The sequence below is a fragment of the Actinomycetota bacterium genome (assembly GCA_030684515.1).
In the GTDB taxonomy this organism is placed as follows: Bacteria; Actinomycetota; Actinomycetes; order S36-B12; family S36-B12; genus UBA11398.
Genome location: JAUXVJ010000016.1, coordinates 162,749 through 177,293 on the forward strand (window position 1 = coordinate 162,749; position 14,545 = coordinate 177,293).

General features: G+C 60.8%; 18 protein-coding genes. 15 read left to right on the forward strand and 3 right to left on the reverse strand.

Features of this window, described 5'->3' with window-relative positions:
* Positions 1-98 precede the first annotated feature (98 nt).
* A complete protein-coding gene (locus tag Q8M73_07280; protein MDP2288352.1) occupies positions 99-476 on the forward strand; it encodes an HU family DNA-binding protein in 378 nt (125 codons plus the stop codon).
* A gap of 42 nt (positions 477-518) precedes the next feature.
* Here the strand turns inward: Q8M73_07280 and cofC are convergent, their stop codons facing one another.
* The gene (gene cofC / locus Q8M73_07285; protein MDP2288353.1) at positions 519-1,157 is read right to left on the reverse strand and encodes a 2-phospho-L-lactate guanylyltransferase; all 639 of its coding nucleotides are present in this window, start codon (positions 1,155-1,157) and stop codon (positions 519-521) included.
* 52 nt (positions 1,158-1,209) lie between these two features.
* Between cofC and Q8M73_07290 the strand changes: the two genes are divergently transcribed.
* From Q8M73_07290 to Q8M73_07300, 3 genes are read left to right on the forward strand one after another with little or no spacing between them, the layout of a single operon-like run.
* Complete coding sequence (locus tag Q8M73_07290) at positions 1,210-2,235, forward strand: NAD(P)H-dependent glycerol-3-phosphate dehydrogenase (protein ID MDP2288354.1); 1,026 nt, start codon at positions 1,210-1,212, stop codon at positions 2,233-2,235.
* Positions 2,232-3,308 (forward strand): D-alanine--D-alanine ligase family protein, encoded by a 1,077-nt coding sequence (locus Q8M73_07295; protein MDP2288355.1) that lies wholly within the window; start codon positions 2,232-2,234, stop codon positions 3,306-3,308. The genes Q8M73_07290 and Q8M73_07295 overlap by 4 nt, the downstream gene beginning before the upstream one ends.
* Positions 3,305-4,276 (forward strand): thiamine-phosphate kinase, encoded by a 972-nt coding sequence (locus Q8M73_07300; protein ID MDP2288356.1) that lies wholly within the window; start codon positions 3,305-3,307, stop codon positions 4,274-4,276. The genes Q8M73_07295 and Q8M73_07300 overlap by 4 nt, the downstream gene beginning before the upstream one ends.
* 49 nt (positions 4,277-4,325) lie before the next feature.
* Here Q8M73_07300 and rpmB read toward each other — a convergent pair whose 3' ends face one another.
* Positions 4,326-4,514, reverse strand: a complete 189-nt coding sequence (rpmB, locus tag Q8M73_07305; GenBank protein MDP2288357.1) for a 50S ribosomal protein L28 — start codon at positions 4,512-4,514, stop codon at positions 4,326-4,328.
* Positions 4,515-4,692: 178 nt separating this feature from the next.
* Here rpmB and recG point away from each other — a divergent pair, with 178 nt between their 5' ends.
* The 10 genes from recG (at position 4,693) to mutM (ending at position 12,251) form a co-directional block, all read left to right on the forward strand.
* Complete coding sequence (gene recG / locus Q8M73_07310) at positions 4,693-6,897, forward strand: ATP-dependent DNA helicase RecG (GenBank protein MDP2288358.1); 2,205 nt, start codon at positions 4,693-4,695, stop codon at positions 6,895-6,897.
* Positions 6,894-7,478, forward strand: a complete 585-nt coding sequence (gene rsmD / locus Q8M73_07315) for a 16S rRNA (guanine(966)-N(2))-methyltransferase RsmD (GenBank protein ID MDP2288359.1) — start codon at positions 6,894-6,896, stop codon at positions 7,476-7,478. Before recG ends, rsmD begins: the two co-directional genes overlap by 4 nt.
* A 3-nt stretch (positions 7,479-7,481) precedes the next feature.
* The gene (gene coaD / locus Q8M73_07320) at positions 7,482-7,967 is read left to right on the forward strand and encodes a pantetheine-phosphate adenylyltransferase (GenBank protein ID MDP2288360.1); all 486 of its coding nucleotides are present in this window, start codon (positions 7,482-7,484) and stop codon (positions 7,965-7,967) included.
* A gap of 87 nt (positions 7,968-8,054) precedes the next feature.
* On the forward strand, positions 8,055-8,570 hold the full coding sequence (locus Q8M73_07325) for a hypothetical protein (GenBank protein ID MDP2288361.1): 516 nt from the start codon (positions 8,055-8,057) through the stop codon (positions 8,568-8,570).
* Between the two features lie 114 nt (positions 8,571-8,684).
* A complete protein-coding gene (locus Q8M73_07330) occupies positions 8,685-9,296 on the forward strand; it encodes a YceD family protein (protein ID MDP2288362.1) in 612 nt (203 codons plus the stop codon).
* Positions 9,297-9,308: 12 nt separating this feature from the next.
* A complete protein-coding gene (gene rpmF / locus Q8M73_07335) occupies positions 9,309-9,482 on the forward strand; it encodes a 50S ribosomal protein L32 (GenBank protein ID MDP2288363.1) in 174 nt (57 codons plus the stop codon).
* Between the two features lie 7 nt (positions 9,483-9,489).
* The gene (locus Q8M73_07340) at positions 9,490-10,488 is read left to right on the forward strand and encodes a phosphate acyltransferase PlsX (GenBank protein ID MDP2288364.1); all 999 of its coding nucleotides are present in this window, start codon (positions 9,490-9,492) and stop codon (positions 10,486-10,488) included.
* A complete protein-coding gene (locus tag Q8M73_07345) occupies positions 10,485-10,706 on the forward strand; it encodes a phosphopantetheine-binding protein (protein MDP2288365.1) in 222 nt (73 codons plus the stop codon). The genes Q8M73_07340 and Q8M73_07345 overlap by 4 nt, the downstream gene beginning before the upstream one ends.
* 47 nt (positions 10,707-10,753) lie before the next feature.
* Positions 10,754-11,413 (forward strand): ribonuclease III, encoded by a 660-nt coding sequence (rnc, locus tag Q8M73_07350; GenBank protein ID MDP2288366.1) that lies wholly within the window; start codon positions 10,754-10,756, stop codon positions 11,411-11,413.
* Positions 11,406-12,251 (forward strand): bifunctional DNA-formamidopyrimidine glycosylase/DNA-(apurinic or apyrimidinic site) lyase, encoded by an 846-nt coding sequence (mutM, locus tag Q8M73_07355; protein MDP2288367.1) that lies wholly within the window; start codon positions 11,406-11,408, stop codon positions 12,249-12,251. Before rnc ends, mutM begins: the two co-directional genes overlap by 8 nt.
* Here mutM and Q8M73_07360 read toward each other — a convergent pair.
* Positions 12,216-13,790 carry a DHA2 family efflux MFS transporter permease subunit gene (locus tag Q8M73_07360; protein ID MDP2288368.1) on the reverse strand — a complete coding sequence of 525 codons (1,575 nt, stop codon included), beginning with the start codon at positions 13,788-13,790 and terminating at the stop codon, positions 12,216-12,218. The two genes, mutM and Q8M73_07360, sit on opposite strands and share 36 nt — an antisense overlap.
* An 88-nt stretch (positions 13,791-13,878) precedes the next feature.
* On the opposite strand from Q8M73_07360, the gene Q8M73_07365 reads away from it, so the two are divergent.
* Positions 13,879-14,505: a TetR/AcrR family transcriptional regulator gene (locus Q8M73_07365; protein MDP2288369.1), complete on the forward strand. Its 627-nt coding sequence runs from the start codon at positions 13,879-13,881 to the stop codon at positions 14,503-14,505.
* Positions 14,506-14,545 lie beyond the last annotated feature (40 nt).

The following is a 14,545-nucleotide window of genomic DNA, read 5'->3' on the forward strand; positions in this document are numbered from 1 at the left end:
GTTTTGATCGGCGCGTCGGTGTCATCATGTTGCGATGTCGTGCGTAAATATGGGAGGTCGACAAAAGGTCGTCCTCTACCCTCCGGAGGGGTTTTTCTGTGAACAAGGCTGAACTGATTGACGCTGTTGCTGGCACACTGGGCCACAGCAAGCGTGACGTGACTGACATCATCGACGCATTCCTGGACGAGACCAAGCGTGCTGTCGCCAAGGGCGAGCGCGTTGCGGTGAGTGGCTTCGGCATCTTCGAGCGCGCTGCTCGCAATGCTCGTTTGGGCCGCAACCCGCGCACGGGCGAGACCGTGAAGATCAAGGCCACCAAGCTCCCTAAGTTCCGCGCTGCTGCTGAGTTCAAGGCGGTAGTTGCTGGCACGAAGAAGGCTGCTCCTGCCAAGAAGGCTCCCGCCAAGAAGGCTGCACCTGCCAAGAAGGCAGTGGCCAAGAAGGCTCCCGCCAAGAAGGCCGTTCGCCGCTAGATCTCGCATTGAGTGATGGGCTCCGCCACTTGGCGGAGCCCATCACTTGTTTTCGGCCAGTGCCTCAGTGGTGGACGGACCGACTCCTATGCGAATGGCGTCCCACAGATCCAAGGCAGTGTCGACGTCCCGACGCACCCTGGCCATGTGGGCAGCGATGGCAGGGGAGTCGGCTTGGATTTCGTGGTAGCCGGCCTGCGCATGGCGCGCATGCGATCGGCGACCGAACATGGGCACACATTCCTGGGCATCCTTTGCTAGCAGCATCGTGGTGCCGAGTCCTTGGACGTCAGTCACAAAACTGCGATCGAACTCCTGGGCGATGCGCAGGGTGGCGGTCAAGGCCTCCTTGGTCAGGCAAGGCAGATCAGCAGCGACGATGGCAACAGGTGACTTCCCGATGAGTACTAGTCCTTCTGCCAATTCGGGATTCAGACCCCTGGCGATGGTGCGGTGAATGCGTACTGACGAGTCCACTCGCAGATGCAACTCCGCATCATCAGTCACCACAAGGATCTCTCCGATACTCGATGTCTGAGCCAGCGCGGCCAAAACGTCGGCAAGGAATGCCGCCGAGAGCCCTGCCCTTGTCATGGGGTCATGATCAAGGCGACTCTTGGCGAAGGCAGAAGACTTCACCGGCACAAGCGCGGTCCAGAGCATCCCCGCATCCAACCGCATGGGGGCATTAGTCTGGGCCAGTGTTCACCGCCGGTCTCGCTGAGGTTCATCCATGAGCCGAGTGGCGACGTTGGGCTCAGGTTCCTGGGGCACCGTCTTCTCCATGGTGATGGCCGATGCTGGCAGCGATGTCGTGATGTGGTCACGCGATGCGGCAGTCGCTGGCGAGATCAACGCTTTGCACAGCAATGCGCAATACCACCCAGGGCTCGTGCTTCCCGATTCCGTGCACGCGACGACAGACGCAGCAGATGCGCTCGCAGGCGCGGACATCGTGGTCATTGCCCTGCCAGCGCAGGTCTTGCGGGCGAATTTGGCCGAGTGGGCTGCGTTCATCCCGGCGGATGCGATTCTGGTCAGTCTGATCAAGGGAATCGAGCTCGGCACGATGCGTCGGATGAGCGAAGTCATCGCCGAGGAGACCGGTGCAGAGCCGGAACGAATCGTCGTCGTGTCTGGCCCCAATCTGGCGCGCGAGATTGCGATGCGCCAGCCGTCGGCGACGACAGTTGCATGTGTGGATGAAGCAAGTGCCCAACTGCTCCAAGACGCATGCACGACCGACTACTTCCGCCCCTACTGGACCACTGACGTGATCGGCACCGAGCTCGGTGGCGCCGTGAAGAATGTCATCGCGGTAGCCAACGGGATCGCAGCCGGCATGGGCTTGGGGGAGAACTCGCAGGCATCATTGATGACCAGAGGACTTGCCGAAATCGCTCGCTTGGGGGTCGCGCTCGGCGCCGATCCATTGACCTTTCAGGGCCTTGCCGGTGTAGGCGATCTCGTAGCGACCTGCCAGTCACCCCTGTCACGCAACCGGACTTTTGGTGAGAACATTGGCAGCGGCCTGAGCGTTGCCGAGACAATCCAGCGGACGCGTCAGACGTGCGAGGCCTATCGCAGTTGCGAGCCAATCCTGGCCTTGGCCCGAGCTCATCACGTCGACATGCCCATCACTGAGCAGGTGGTCAATGTGCTGCACTACGGGGCAGCGCCCCACACGATGGCAGCAGCATTTATGGCTCGCGATACCAAGCCCGAACACGAAGGTGCCGTTCTTGGGGCCGGCGGGTGAGTTCGAGCCGATTGCGCGTCGCTGTGCTGTTCGGGGGGCGAAGCAGTGAACACAGCATCTCGTGCATCAGCGCATCGGGGGTCCTGCGCGCCTTGGATCCACAGAAGTACGACGTCATGGCTATCGGCATCACAACTGATGGACGATGGTTGCGAGTGGACCCCACCGCGGATTTCAGTCTCGATGGCATATCGCTGCCGCACGTGCCAGAACAAGGTGACTGTGCTGCGTTGAGTCCCGATCCAGCTCAACTGCGCGCTCAACTGGGCGACATCGACGTCGTGTTTCCAGTTCTGCACGGTCCGTGGGGCGAGGACGGAACGGTACAAGGGCTGCTCGAACTCAGCGCAGTGCCGTATGTGGGATCTGGCGTCCTTGCCTCGGCCGCAGGCATGGACAAGATCACGATGAAGGTTCTGCTGGCGCACGCAGGCCTGCCCGTCGGGCCATTTGTCGGCATCACCGATCGGCAATGGACGGCCAACGCCAAGGACGCGCTCGTTCGCGCCTCGCAACTCGGATTGCCAATGTTCGTCAAGCCCGCACGTGCCGGGTCCTCGCGCGGCATTTCAAAGGTGAAGCAGTTGGCACAGCTCGCCGACGCGATCGACCAGGCGCGATCCCACGATCCTCGGGTCATCGTTGAAGCCGGTGTTCAAGCCGGCCGTGAGATTGAGTGCGGCGTGCTCGTGTTGGCCGAGGGCGCAGTCAGTGCCAGCCGCTGCGCTGAGATCGTGGTGGGGGGCCAGCATGAGTTCTATGACTTCGAGGCCAAGTACCTCGAGGATTCGGCTGAGTTGATCGTCCCGGCCGCTTTGGATCCCGCAGTTGAAAAGCGGATCCAGTCCTTGGCCATCGAGGCCTTTGAGGCATTGGGGTGCGAGGGTCTAGCTCGGGTTGACTTCTTCATCGCACCAGATGGCGAAATACTGATCAATGAAGTCAACACCATGCCAGGTTTTACCCCGATCTCGATGTTTCCCCGGATGTGGCAGGCGTCCGGACTGAGCTACCCAGAGATTCTTGACGCGCTTGTGGCAGATGCCGTGCGTCGTGGTACCGGTCTGCGGTGACTGCACCCCAGCCGGGCAGTCTGGGCGAACTTGGCGAGTTCGCGCTGATCGCGAAAGTGACCGAAGGTCTGCCTGCGCATTCGCAGGTTTTGGTCGGTCCTGGCGATGACGCTGCTGTGGTGCGCGCTCCCGCCGGCGCGGTGGTCATCAGCACTGATGTGTTGATCGAAGGCCGTCATTTTCGGCGTGACTGGTCAACGCCAATCGATATCGGTCGCAAGGCCGCCGCGGCGAGTCTCTCGGACATCGTGGCCATGGGAGCTCGGCCAAGCGCGGTCGTCGTGGCCTTCGCTGGCCCGCCAGATCTGCCGTCGGCTTGGGCGCTGTCGTGCACGGCAGGTCTGCGTGCTGAACTGGATGCGCTCAATGTCGCGCTGGTGGGAGGTGACGTCACCTCAGCTGACAGCGTCATGATCACAGTGACCGCCATCGGCGATCTTGAAGGCCGCGAGCCAGTGCTTCGGTCTGGCGCTCAGATCGGTGATCGAATTGCCATTGCCGGACGGCATGGTTGGGCAGCAGCTGGCCTCGCGGTGCTTTCGCGGGGATTTCGATCACCCAAGAAACTTGTCGATGCACATCGCTTTCCCTTGCCGCCATACGAAGCTGGTCTACTGGCCGCACAGATGGGCGCCACTTCAATGATTGACGTCAGCGATGGGCTGATCGCTGATGCTCGTCATCTGGCTCTGGCATCTGATGTCCTCCTGGCCATCGACAGCTCGCTGATCGAGGTGCCACAGGAATTGGCTTCCGCCGCCTCGGCGTACAACATGGATCCTCGGGAGTGGATGCTGACCGGCGGGGACGACCACGCACTGCTTGCGACTTTCCCGGCGAGGGTGAAGATTCCGTCGAGCTTCGTGCTGATCGGTGAAGTCCGAGCAAGTGCTGCAGCTGGCCCCGGAGTGAGTGTCGATGGCCACTTTGTCACTGGCGCCGGTGGGCACGAGCACTTTCGGGGCTAAAAACAAATCAGGCGCAGTCAATGACTGCGCCTGATAAGAATGTGGCGAACTATCCGCGGACGACCTTGCCAGCCTTCAGGCAAGAGGTGCAGACATTCTGACGCTTGGGGGTCTTGCCCACGAGCGTGCGAACGCGCTGGATGTTCGGGTTCCAACGACGCTTGGTGCGTCGGTGTGAGTGAGAGATGCTGTGCCCGAAGCCTGGGCCCTTACCGCAGACGTCGCAGTTAGCAGACACCGTGCACTCCTATCGTGTTCGGGCAGATCCCGTTCGCGCCGCAGCGCGTGACCGGTTCACACCTGGTGTTGGATGCTGTCAGACAAGCAGGACTCGATCTCGCAGCCGGCCTAGGTTACCCGAGTCGGACGCCGCTTACAAAACCGGGTGAAAATCCGACATTTCCAGGAGGAGAGTCATCAGCGTGGAGGAAGCCTCAACCCGGCTTGATCGGGTGCTGGGGGGCAAGACGGCCACAGCCTTGACCAAGGCCTTTGGCTACTCCAACGTCAATGAACTGCTGCGTCACTATCCACGGCGCTACGTGGCTCGCGGTGAACTCACGGAGATGCGGACTCTCGTTGACGGTGAGGCAGTGACCCTGCTGGCTGAAGTGGTCAGCGTGACCAGTCGCCCCATGCGGCAGCGACGGGGCACCCTCGTTGAGGTGATCGTCAGTGATGGAATTGAGCGCATCAGCCTCACCTTCTTCAATCAGCGTTGGCGCGAGGCGATCTTTCGCACTGGGCGCCGAGGCCTGTTCGCTGGCGAGGTGACGACCTACCGAGGCAAAAGGCAGCTCACTCACCCGACTTTCGAGCTCTTCGCTGACGATGTCGATGAGGACGAGGAGCGAATCGCCATGTTTGCCGGGGCCTACATCCCGGTGTATCCGGCAACAGTGGCGCTCAGCTCAATGCAGATCGCGCGGGCAATCGGCGTCATTTTGGACACCTTGCCGCTGATGCCTGACCCGATTCCTGAGGAGATACGCGTCGAGCTGGGCCTGATGGACCTGCGAACCGCGCTGTTGGCCGTCCATCGACCTGAGAGTCAAGCTGAGATCGACCAGGCGCGATCGCGTCTGAAGTTTGAGGAGGCCTTCCTACTGCAGGTGGTGCTTGCTCAACGTCGGGCCGAGCTCGCGCAATTGCCGGCTCGCGCCCGGGTCAACCGCGACGGCCCGCTCTTGCGGGAATTCGATGCGCAACTGCCGTTCACGCTCACCCCAGGCCAGGAACTGGTGGGTGCGCAGATTGCCGATGATCTGGCCGGGCTGCATCCCATGCATCGACTCCTTCAAGGAGAAGTGGGCTCGGGCAAGACCTTGGTGGCGCTACGAGCGATGTTGAGCGTGGTGGATTCCGGCGGACAGGCCGCACTCCTTGCGCCGACTGAAGTGCTCGCCGCGCAGCACTTCCAGTCCATCACCGCTCTGCTCGGGCCCATAGCCCAAGGCGGAATGCTCGGCGGTCATGACTCTGGCACTCAAGTGGCCCTCGTCACGGGCTCGATGAAGGTCGCCCAGCGCCGCAAGGACTCGTTGAAGATCATTTCTGGCGATGTCGGGATCGTGATCGGGACGCATGCGCTGTTGACCGACACGGTCCAATTCCGCGATCTTGGGCTTGTCGTGATTGATGAGCAACATCGATTCGGGGTTGAGCAGCGCGCGGCCTTGGCCGCCAAAGCCGCAGACGGCACGCGTCCGCATGTGCTGGTGATGACTGCAACGCCAATTCCGCGGACCGTGGCGATGACCGTGTTCGGTGATCTGGACGTATCGCTGCTGGACGGCCTGCCTGAGGGGCGGGCGGGCGTGACGACTCATGTCGTGGCTGCCAATGAGCGTCCGGCATTTGTGGAGCGCGCCTGGGAGCGGGTGCGAGAGGAAGTCACGGCCGGTCATCGAGCTTTTGTGGTGTGTGCTCGCATTGGCCTTGAGGACGAGGAGGAGTTGGCGCTGGAACTCGCCGATGCCGAGGGTGACTCGTCATTGAAGCCTGCCGGAGTACTGGAAACCGCTGCCTTTCTTGCTGCAGGACCACTCAGGGATCTTCGAATTGGCATTCTGCACGGACGAATGTCGGCCGAAGAAAAGGCAGCAGTCATGTCGGCGTTTGCGCACCCCGGTGGGCGGGAGGACATTGACGTGATGGTGGCCACGACAGTTGTGGAAGTCGGCGTCGATGTTCCTAACGCGACAGTGATGGTGGTGCTGAATGCTGATCGCTTCGGGATCTCGCAACTACACCAACTGCGCGGGCGCATTGGGCGCGGAAGCTATCCCGGCCTGTGCCTGCTGGTGACTGAAGCTCCGCAAGGATCGCCAGCGCGGGAACGCTTGGATGCGGTCGCCTCGACGACGGATGGCTTCGCATTGGCTCGATTGGATTTGCTGCAGCGTCGCGAGGGCGATGTACTCGGCGCCGCTCAGGCTGGCCGGCGCTCCTCGCTGAAGCTGCTGCAGGTCGTCAGCGATATTGAGGTCATAGAACAAGCTCGAGCCAGCGCTATGAGTCTGGTCGCATCGGATCCCTCGCTGGCAGGTCAGCCGGCTTTGCGCACTGCACTGTCGGAATTGATTGCCGAAGACCAGGCGGACTACATGGAGAAGGCGTGACCCGGATCATCGCTGGCAGCGAGCGTGGCAGGCGGCTGGCCGTCCCGGCGCACGGAACGCGTCCCACAACTGATCGCGTGCGCGAATCCATGTTCTCCACGCTCACCAGCATCCTTCTTGGGGCAGGCCTGTCTTGGGCCGATCTGCAGGTGCTGGATCTTTATGCCGGCAGCGGCGCTCTGGGGCTGGAGGCGGCCAGCCGCGGCGCCGAGCGTGTGATCCTGGTGGAGAAGACCCATACCTGCGCTGAAGTGATTCGTGCCAACATTGCTGCAGTCGGACTCGACGGGGTCGCCCTCGTGCAGACGACCGTGGAGGCATTGAGTCAGCGGTCAGCGTCACACGCTCATGAGTTGGTGTTCGCCGATCCGCCGTACGACGTTACCGTCGAGCGGCTGGCAAAGAACCTTGCCGCGCTCGTTGAGGCTGGCTGGATCGCCAAGGATGCCTGCGTGGTCGTTGAACGACCAGCACATGATCGACAGCCTCCATTTCCGCAGAGTTGGTATGAGTTTGACCAACGCAGATACGGGGACACCGTGCTTTGGTACGGTCGCCCAACAGCCACGTCAGGAGAATGATCGGTGCGTAAAGCAGTCTGTCCAGGGTCCTTTGATCCAGTGACCAACGGACACCTTGACGTCTTTGCTCGGGCGGCACATCTCGCCGACGAGGTGGTGATTCTGGTGGCGATCAACAAGAACAAGGCCGGCACCTTCACCATTGAAGAACGCATGGACATGCTCCGTGAAGTTGTGGCTCCCTATCCGAACATCGTGGTTGATTCCTTCATGGGACTCCTTGTCGACTATTGCAAGGCCAATGAAGTACAGGCGATTGTGAAGGGACTGCGAGCCGTCACCGATTTCGACTACGAGCTGCAGATGGCCCAGATGAACTACCGACTGACCGGAATCGAGACGCTGTTCGTGTCGACAAATCCGATCTACAGCTATCTGTCCTCGAGTTTGATCAAAGAGGTGGCCAACTTCGGTGGCGATATTGATGGTCTGCTGCCTGATCCAGTGCAGGCTCGGCTCCTGGCTCGCATCGCTGAGGGCAAGCAATAGCCTGACTTTCAACCGATCCATGAGACGGTAGGCATCTGGTAGCGATTGATGCGCCGGGTAAAGCCGGGAATTCGGTAAGGAGTGGTTGTGGATTTGCAGGACCGGTTAGAGGAACTCGCCGTTGTCATTGAAGATGCCAAGGCCATGCCGTTGTCGGCTTCCTGCATCGTCAACCGGCAGCAGGTGCTCGATCTGATCGAAGAGGTTCGGCAATTGCTCCCAGAGTCGGTCTATCGGGCAGACGAGTTGCTCGCCGATCGAGAGTCTGTGGTGCAAGATGGCCGACGCGAGGCGGATCGCATTTTAGAGCGTGCTCGCGGCGAAGCTGATCGCATGGTTGCCCAGCATGAGGTCTACCTCGCGGCGGTTGCCGAGGCTGAGGCGTTGAGAAGTGCGGTCGACGACGAGACCAGCCGGATGCGCACCGAGACGGACGACTACATCGATGCCAAGCTGGCCACCTTCGAGATCACTCTCCAAAAGACCCTGCAGACTGTTGATCGCGGGCGTGAGCGCCTGCGCAGTCAGATGTACCAAGAGCTTGCCCCCACGGCTGAAGCCGATGCCGACTTCGGCGGCGGCTTCTACGACGACCAGAGTTAGGTCCTGCGGGCCACTTTGGGTCCGTGGTGCAAACCGGGTACTCTTGCCTGTCAGCCTCTCGCGAGGTCTGGGTCTACCTCGGTGCATACCGCTGGAATTTCCAAAAGGGGAGCTGTGAACAGCCTCGATCCACGAAGTGCGCTCGTGCTCGACACGCACGCGCTGGGCCTGCAACGCAGGCCAGGATCAATGATCACAGTGAACCGGTCGGCGCCAGCACCAGGTGATATGGGCATCGCTTTGGCCAGAGTCCTTCCCGACTCACCGATTGAGTTTGCACTTCGACTCGAGTCAGTGATGGAAGGGGTGCTGGTCAGTGGGGATGCGGAACTACAGGTCAGCGCGGAATGTGCGCGTTGCCTGGAGCCGTTGACCTGGGAGGAAGCGGTCGACATCAGCGAGCTGTTCGCCTATCCCGCCACGGATTCTCGTGGGGCGATTGTCGAGGAGCCTGAGGATGACCAGGACCCGCTGCCGTCTCTCGAGGGCGATCTCATCAATCTCGAGCCGACATTGCGGGACTCTGTAGTGCTGGCGCTGCCCATGGCGCCCTTGTGTCGGGAGGATTGTGCGGGTCTTTGCTCCGAATGTGGAGTTCGGCTCGATGATCACCCAGGTCACGAGCATCAGATCGTTGACCCGCGCTGGGCGGCCTTGGCCGAACTCGCGAAACTAGAACCGGGCAAGGCGACCGCCGAAGCCCTGCCCGAACAACGCAATAGCTGAAAGAGGAAGACCGTGCCAGTACCAAAGCGGAAGACGTCGCGCTCCAACACCCGTCACCGACGTTCACAGTGGAAGACCACTGTCCCCAACCTGGTGACATGCACTCGCTGCCAGTCCAAGCGTCTTGCGCACACGGCCTGCCCGACCTGCGGCACCTACGCCAAGCGTCGCGTTCTGGACGTCTAGTCACCACATGACCACGGTTGCCCTCGACTTGCTCGGGGGAGACGGGGCGCCGGGAGTTGTCGCTGATGCGGCGGCCACCTTGTTATCGGGGGCCGGGCATCAGGGCCTCCGGCTGGTTCTCGTTGGTCCCGTCGATGTCGCTCGCAAGCAGCTCGTAGCGCGCGGTGTCGATCTTGATCGTGTCACTTTGCTCCCAGCGCCGTGCGGGGTGTCCATGGACTCCCACCCATTGGAAGTCGTTCGTGCCGACGCCCAGCGCGAAGAAGCCGAGACGACCGTCGTCGTGGCGGCACGGGCGGTCCGTGACGACATCGCGGATGCCTGGGTATCTGTTGGCCACACAGGTGCTTCTGTTGCTGCGGCCGTATTGACCTTGGGGCGTATCAGCGGCATGCAGAAGCCAGCACTGGCCGTTGTCGTTCCCGCCTTGGCTCGACCCGTCGTCTTGCTCGATGTGGGGGCCACCACGAGCGCATCAGTTGCCGCGCTCACTCAGTTCGCCTTCGCGGGTGCAGCTTTTGCTCGCGCTGTTGGGGTTGAGTCCCCAGCTATCGGATTGCTGACGATCGGCTCTGAATCGGGCAAGGGCGATGAGCTGCGCATCGAGGCTGATGCAGCATTGGAGTCAGAACTTGGGGCTGCCGGGCTGAATTACGTTGGCCCTGTCGAGGGCTTTGACATCACCAGGGGCTCGATCGCCCAAGTCATCGTGACTGATGGCTTCACTGGAAACGTGGTGTTGAAGAGCATTGAAGGTGCTGCAGCCTGGTCCGCTCATCGCATCGGGCAGGCCTATGGCGATCCAGGGCCGGCCCGAGGCGTTGTTCGGCGAGCGGCGTCCGGATCCTTCGCCGGCGGATTGGTGTTAGGCGTGGAGGGAGTGACGGTGGTCGGGCACGGCGCAGGTACGGCGGCACAGGTCATCGGCTGCGTTGAGCTGGCTCAGCGAGCAGTTGAGCAGGATCTGGTTGGGAATGTGCGGGCGGCCTTGGCAGGTCAGCCGTGATTGACGAAGTCGAGCTGGCACTGACACGCGTGCTGGGGCATCCTGTGACACTGCGCGCGGACACTCCATTGGAGAATCTGGGCCACTGGCCCTTGATTGCCGTACTCGTTGCTCGCGCACTACGTGAATCAACAGGAATCTCCCTCAGCGATCGTCAACTTCAGGACGTACAGACGGCCGGCGAACTGGCCGTCGCACTGGAATCCGCGCGTCCATGAGCGGTTCTCGAAACTCCGCTCGCAGACAGCAACTCGCGAGTCTTCGCATGCAGCTGGATGTGGATGTCACCGAAGACCTGCTTGATCTTGCGCTGACCCATCGCTCATATGCCTACGAACACGGCGGAATCCCAGACAACGAGCGCCTGGAGTTCCTTGGCGACTCCGTTCTGGGGATTCTCGTCACAGACGAGTTGTATCGCCGTTTTCCCGACTTGGCAGAAGGGCAGCTGGCGAAGATTCGCGCGGCAGTGGTCAATGCCCGCGCCTTGGCACAGGTTGCGCGCTCATTGGATCTCGGCTCATATCTCCTACTGGGCCGCGGAGAGATAGGCACGGGCGGTGATGACAAGTCATCGATCCTGGCCGACAGCACCGAAGCTGTGATTGGTGCTATCTACCTGACGAGCGGTCTGGATGGAGTTGGCAAATTCATCCATCGAATCTTCGATCCCATGATCATCGCGTCGGCTGATCTTGGTGCGGGACTGGATTGGAAGACTTCACTACAGGAGGTGTGTGCATCCCAGGAGCGGGGCGCGCCCATCTACGCGGTCCAGGATTCCGGGCCCGACCATGCCAAGGAGTTTCATGCTGAGGTCTTGGTTGCTGACATTGTGCTGGGTACTGGTGATGGGCGCTCAAAGAAGATCGCAGAGCAACAGGCAGCAGAAATGGCATATCGCGCGCTGACTTCTGATGCCTGAACTGCCAGAAGTAGAAGTCGTTCGACGCGGGGTGGCCCAGTGGGCTACGCATCGAGTGATTGACCGCGTCGAAGTCCATCATCCGAGGGCTGTCCGCCGTCAGGATGTCGAATTGGCGTCAGTCGTGGTGGGCAGAAGTTTCTCTGATGCGAGTCGACGAGGGAAGTACCTGTGGCTGCCGATCGATGACGCCGATCAATGTCTCGTGGTCCATCTGGGCATGAGCGGCCAGCTGTTGATACAGGCCGCTAGCCAAGCCGATGAGAGACATCTGCGCATCCGTTTTGCCTTTGCTGACGGTGGACCGCAATTGCGCTTTGTGGACCAGCGCACCTTTGGTTCGGTCATGTCTGATGCTCTGGTCTTTGACAGCCGAAGCGGTCGGATACCCGAGTCGATCCGACATATTGCGCGCGATCCGCTGGATCCTGACTTTGACGATGAGCATTTCCTTGAACGGCTGGGTACGAAGCACTCTGAGATCAAAAGGCTCCTGCTCGACCAGACTCTGATCTCAGGAATCGGCAACATCTACGCTGACGAATCCTTATGGCGTGCCCGGATCCACGCTACGCGTGCTGGGTCGAGTATCAGCAGGGCCAAGGCCAGGCAACTGCTGGCTGATATTCGCGCTGTGATGTCGGAAGCGCTGGCGCAAGGTGGCACCAGCTTCGATTCGCTATACGTCAACGTCAATGGCGAGTCGGGCTATTTCAGTCGATCGCTGAATGCCTATGGCCGCGAAGGGGCGCCGTGTCCGCGATGTGGGACGCCCATCCGGCGCGCCCGCTTCATGAATCGCTCAAGCTTCTACTGCCCTCGTTGTCAGAGGATGTGAGGACTGCTCATATTCAACCTCCAATTCCTTGGAGCGAGGAGGCAGGTAGCGCAGCACGACCAGACCCCCAAGCAAGGCGATCCCGGCGGCCACGATGGATCCACGCGACATTCCGCTGATGAAGGATTCCTGAACCGCCGCCTGCAATTGCGCGCCAATCGCTGGGGGCAGTTGTGCGGCGATGCTCATGCCGGCACCGACAGATGACTCAATTGCCGAGCTGGCGGCAGCAGGGATGTTCAAGTCCCTGAGCGAATCGGCGATCTGTGAGCTGTAGATGCTGGCGAATACCGAACCGATGATCGCTACGCCCAAAGTTCCGCCGAATTCACGAGTGGTGTCATTGACAGCCGAGCCCACGCCAGCCTTTTCAGCAGGGAGGGCTCCCATGATGGACTCTGTTGCCGGACTCGTGGTCAGCGCCAGACCCACAGCCATGGTGATCATCGACAGCACGACGATGCCGAAGTATGGGCTGTCCGTCTCCACTGTGGAGGCCATGAGGAATCCTGTGGACATCACGAGCAAGCCGGCGGCGACCACAAGTTTTGATCCGAAGCGATGCATCAGGACGATCGCGATTGGCGACATGATCCCGGTAGCTACGGCAAAGGGCAAAGTGCGAAGCCCAGCCTCGAGTGGGCTGTATCCCTGGATCAACTGGAAGAACTGGGTGATCAGGAAGATGAAGCCGAACAGCGCGAAGAAAGCGGCCATGATCGAGATTGCTGCGGCACTGAATCGCATGTTCTGGAAGAGCCTGATGTCCAGCAATGGGTGAGCGGTGCGGCTCTCCACGATCACGAATGTCACGAGCACCGAGATACCGCCGAGCATCGCCGCAAGAATTGTCGGTGAGGTCCAGCCCCAGGATGGCCCTTCAATAATGGACCAGATCAACAGACCCACACCTGCGATCGACAGGACGAGCCCGGGAAAGTCCATTCGTCCGATAGCGCTGTCCATGGATTCTGGAACAAAGACGAAACCGAGCACTATGGCCAGCGCACATACCGGAAGATTCACCATGAATATCGATCCCCATGAGAAGTGCTCAAGAAGGAAGCCACCAGTGACCGGTCCGATCGCGACGGCAAGGCCGGTGCACGCCGTCCATATGCCGATCGCTGCAGCGCGTTGCTTGGTGTCAGTGAAGACGTTGACCAATATCGCCAGAGTTGCCGGAAACAGCAGGGCCGCACCGACTCCCATGAGTGCGCGGCTGCCGATGAGTTGCGCGGCGGTAGTCGAGCTTGCTGCAAGCGCTGAAGTTGCAGCAAACAGCCCAAGCCCGATCAGCAGCGCCTTCCTGCGTCCGAAGCGATCGCCGAAGTGCCCCATTGGCAGCAGCAGTGCAGCGAACACGAGCGTGTATACGTCCACGATCCACTGCAATTGCGTGGTGCTTGCGGGGAGCTCAGTGCTCAACGTAGGTAGCGCGACATTCACAATCGTGTTGTCCACGACGGCGAGCAGCAGGCTCAGGCAAAGAATGGCCAAGACCAGCCAAGGTCGGGTAGTGCGAGTCGATGCGCTCATCGGGGCTCCTTGTCGAAACGACTGCATGCGTTTGGGACTTATAGAACAGTGTTCTATATCTATGGAACGGTAACCTATAGTTGAGAACATGACTGGTCAAGTGCCCCGTTCGCGCACGCCCAGTGCAGATATCTCCGACTCCCTTCTTCAGGCCGCACTTGACCTGCTTGAAGAGGTGGGTACCAGTGGCTTGACTGTGCGGGGGGTGGCCTTGACCGCGCGTGTCGCCCCCATGGGCGTCTACTCGCGCTTTGGCAGCAAGGACGGACTGCTGGAGGCGCTGTTCACGGCAGGATTCACCGGACTCAATGATGAGATCCTGCGGGCAACTGGACCGACCGCGATCTACCGCCTTCTTGATGGATGTCAGCGTTATCGCGAGTTCGCGCTGGCTCAGCCACAGCTCTATCGATTGATGTTCGAGCAGATGATGGCGCTGGATCTCTCTGATGAGGCACTCTTGGTGGCCAAGGGCTCCTTTGACTGTCTGGTCACTCGGGTAGCCGATGCGGTGGTCGCTGGCGAACTCGGGCCGGGGGAGTTCGCGCAGGGTGATTTCGTCGAGCAGGCGCAGTTGATCTGGAGCGCGATGCATGGTGCAGTCAGCCTGGAGATTGCAAATGTGCACTTCGCTCAGGATCGGTCAGCGAGTTATGGCGCGATGCTGGTGAACCTCTTCGTGGGCATGGGAGCGTCAAGGGATTCCTTGGTCTAGGCCGAGCGATAGGCTGAGGTGAAACGTCCATGGCGGCCTT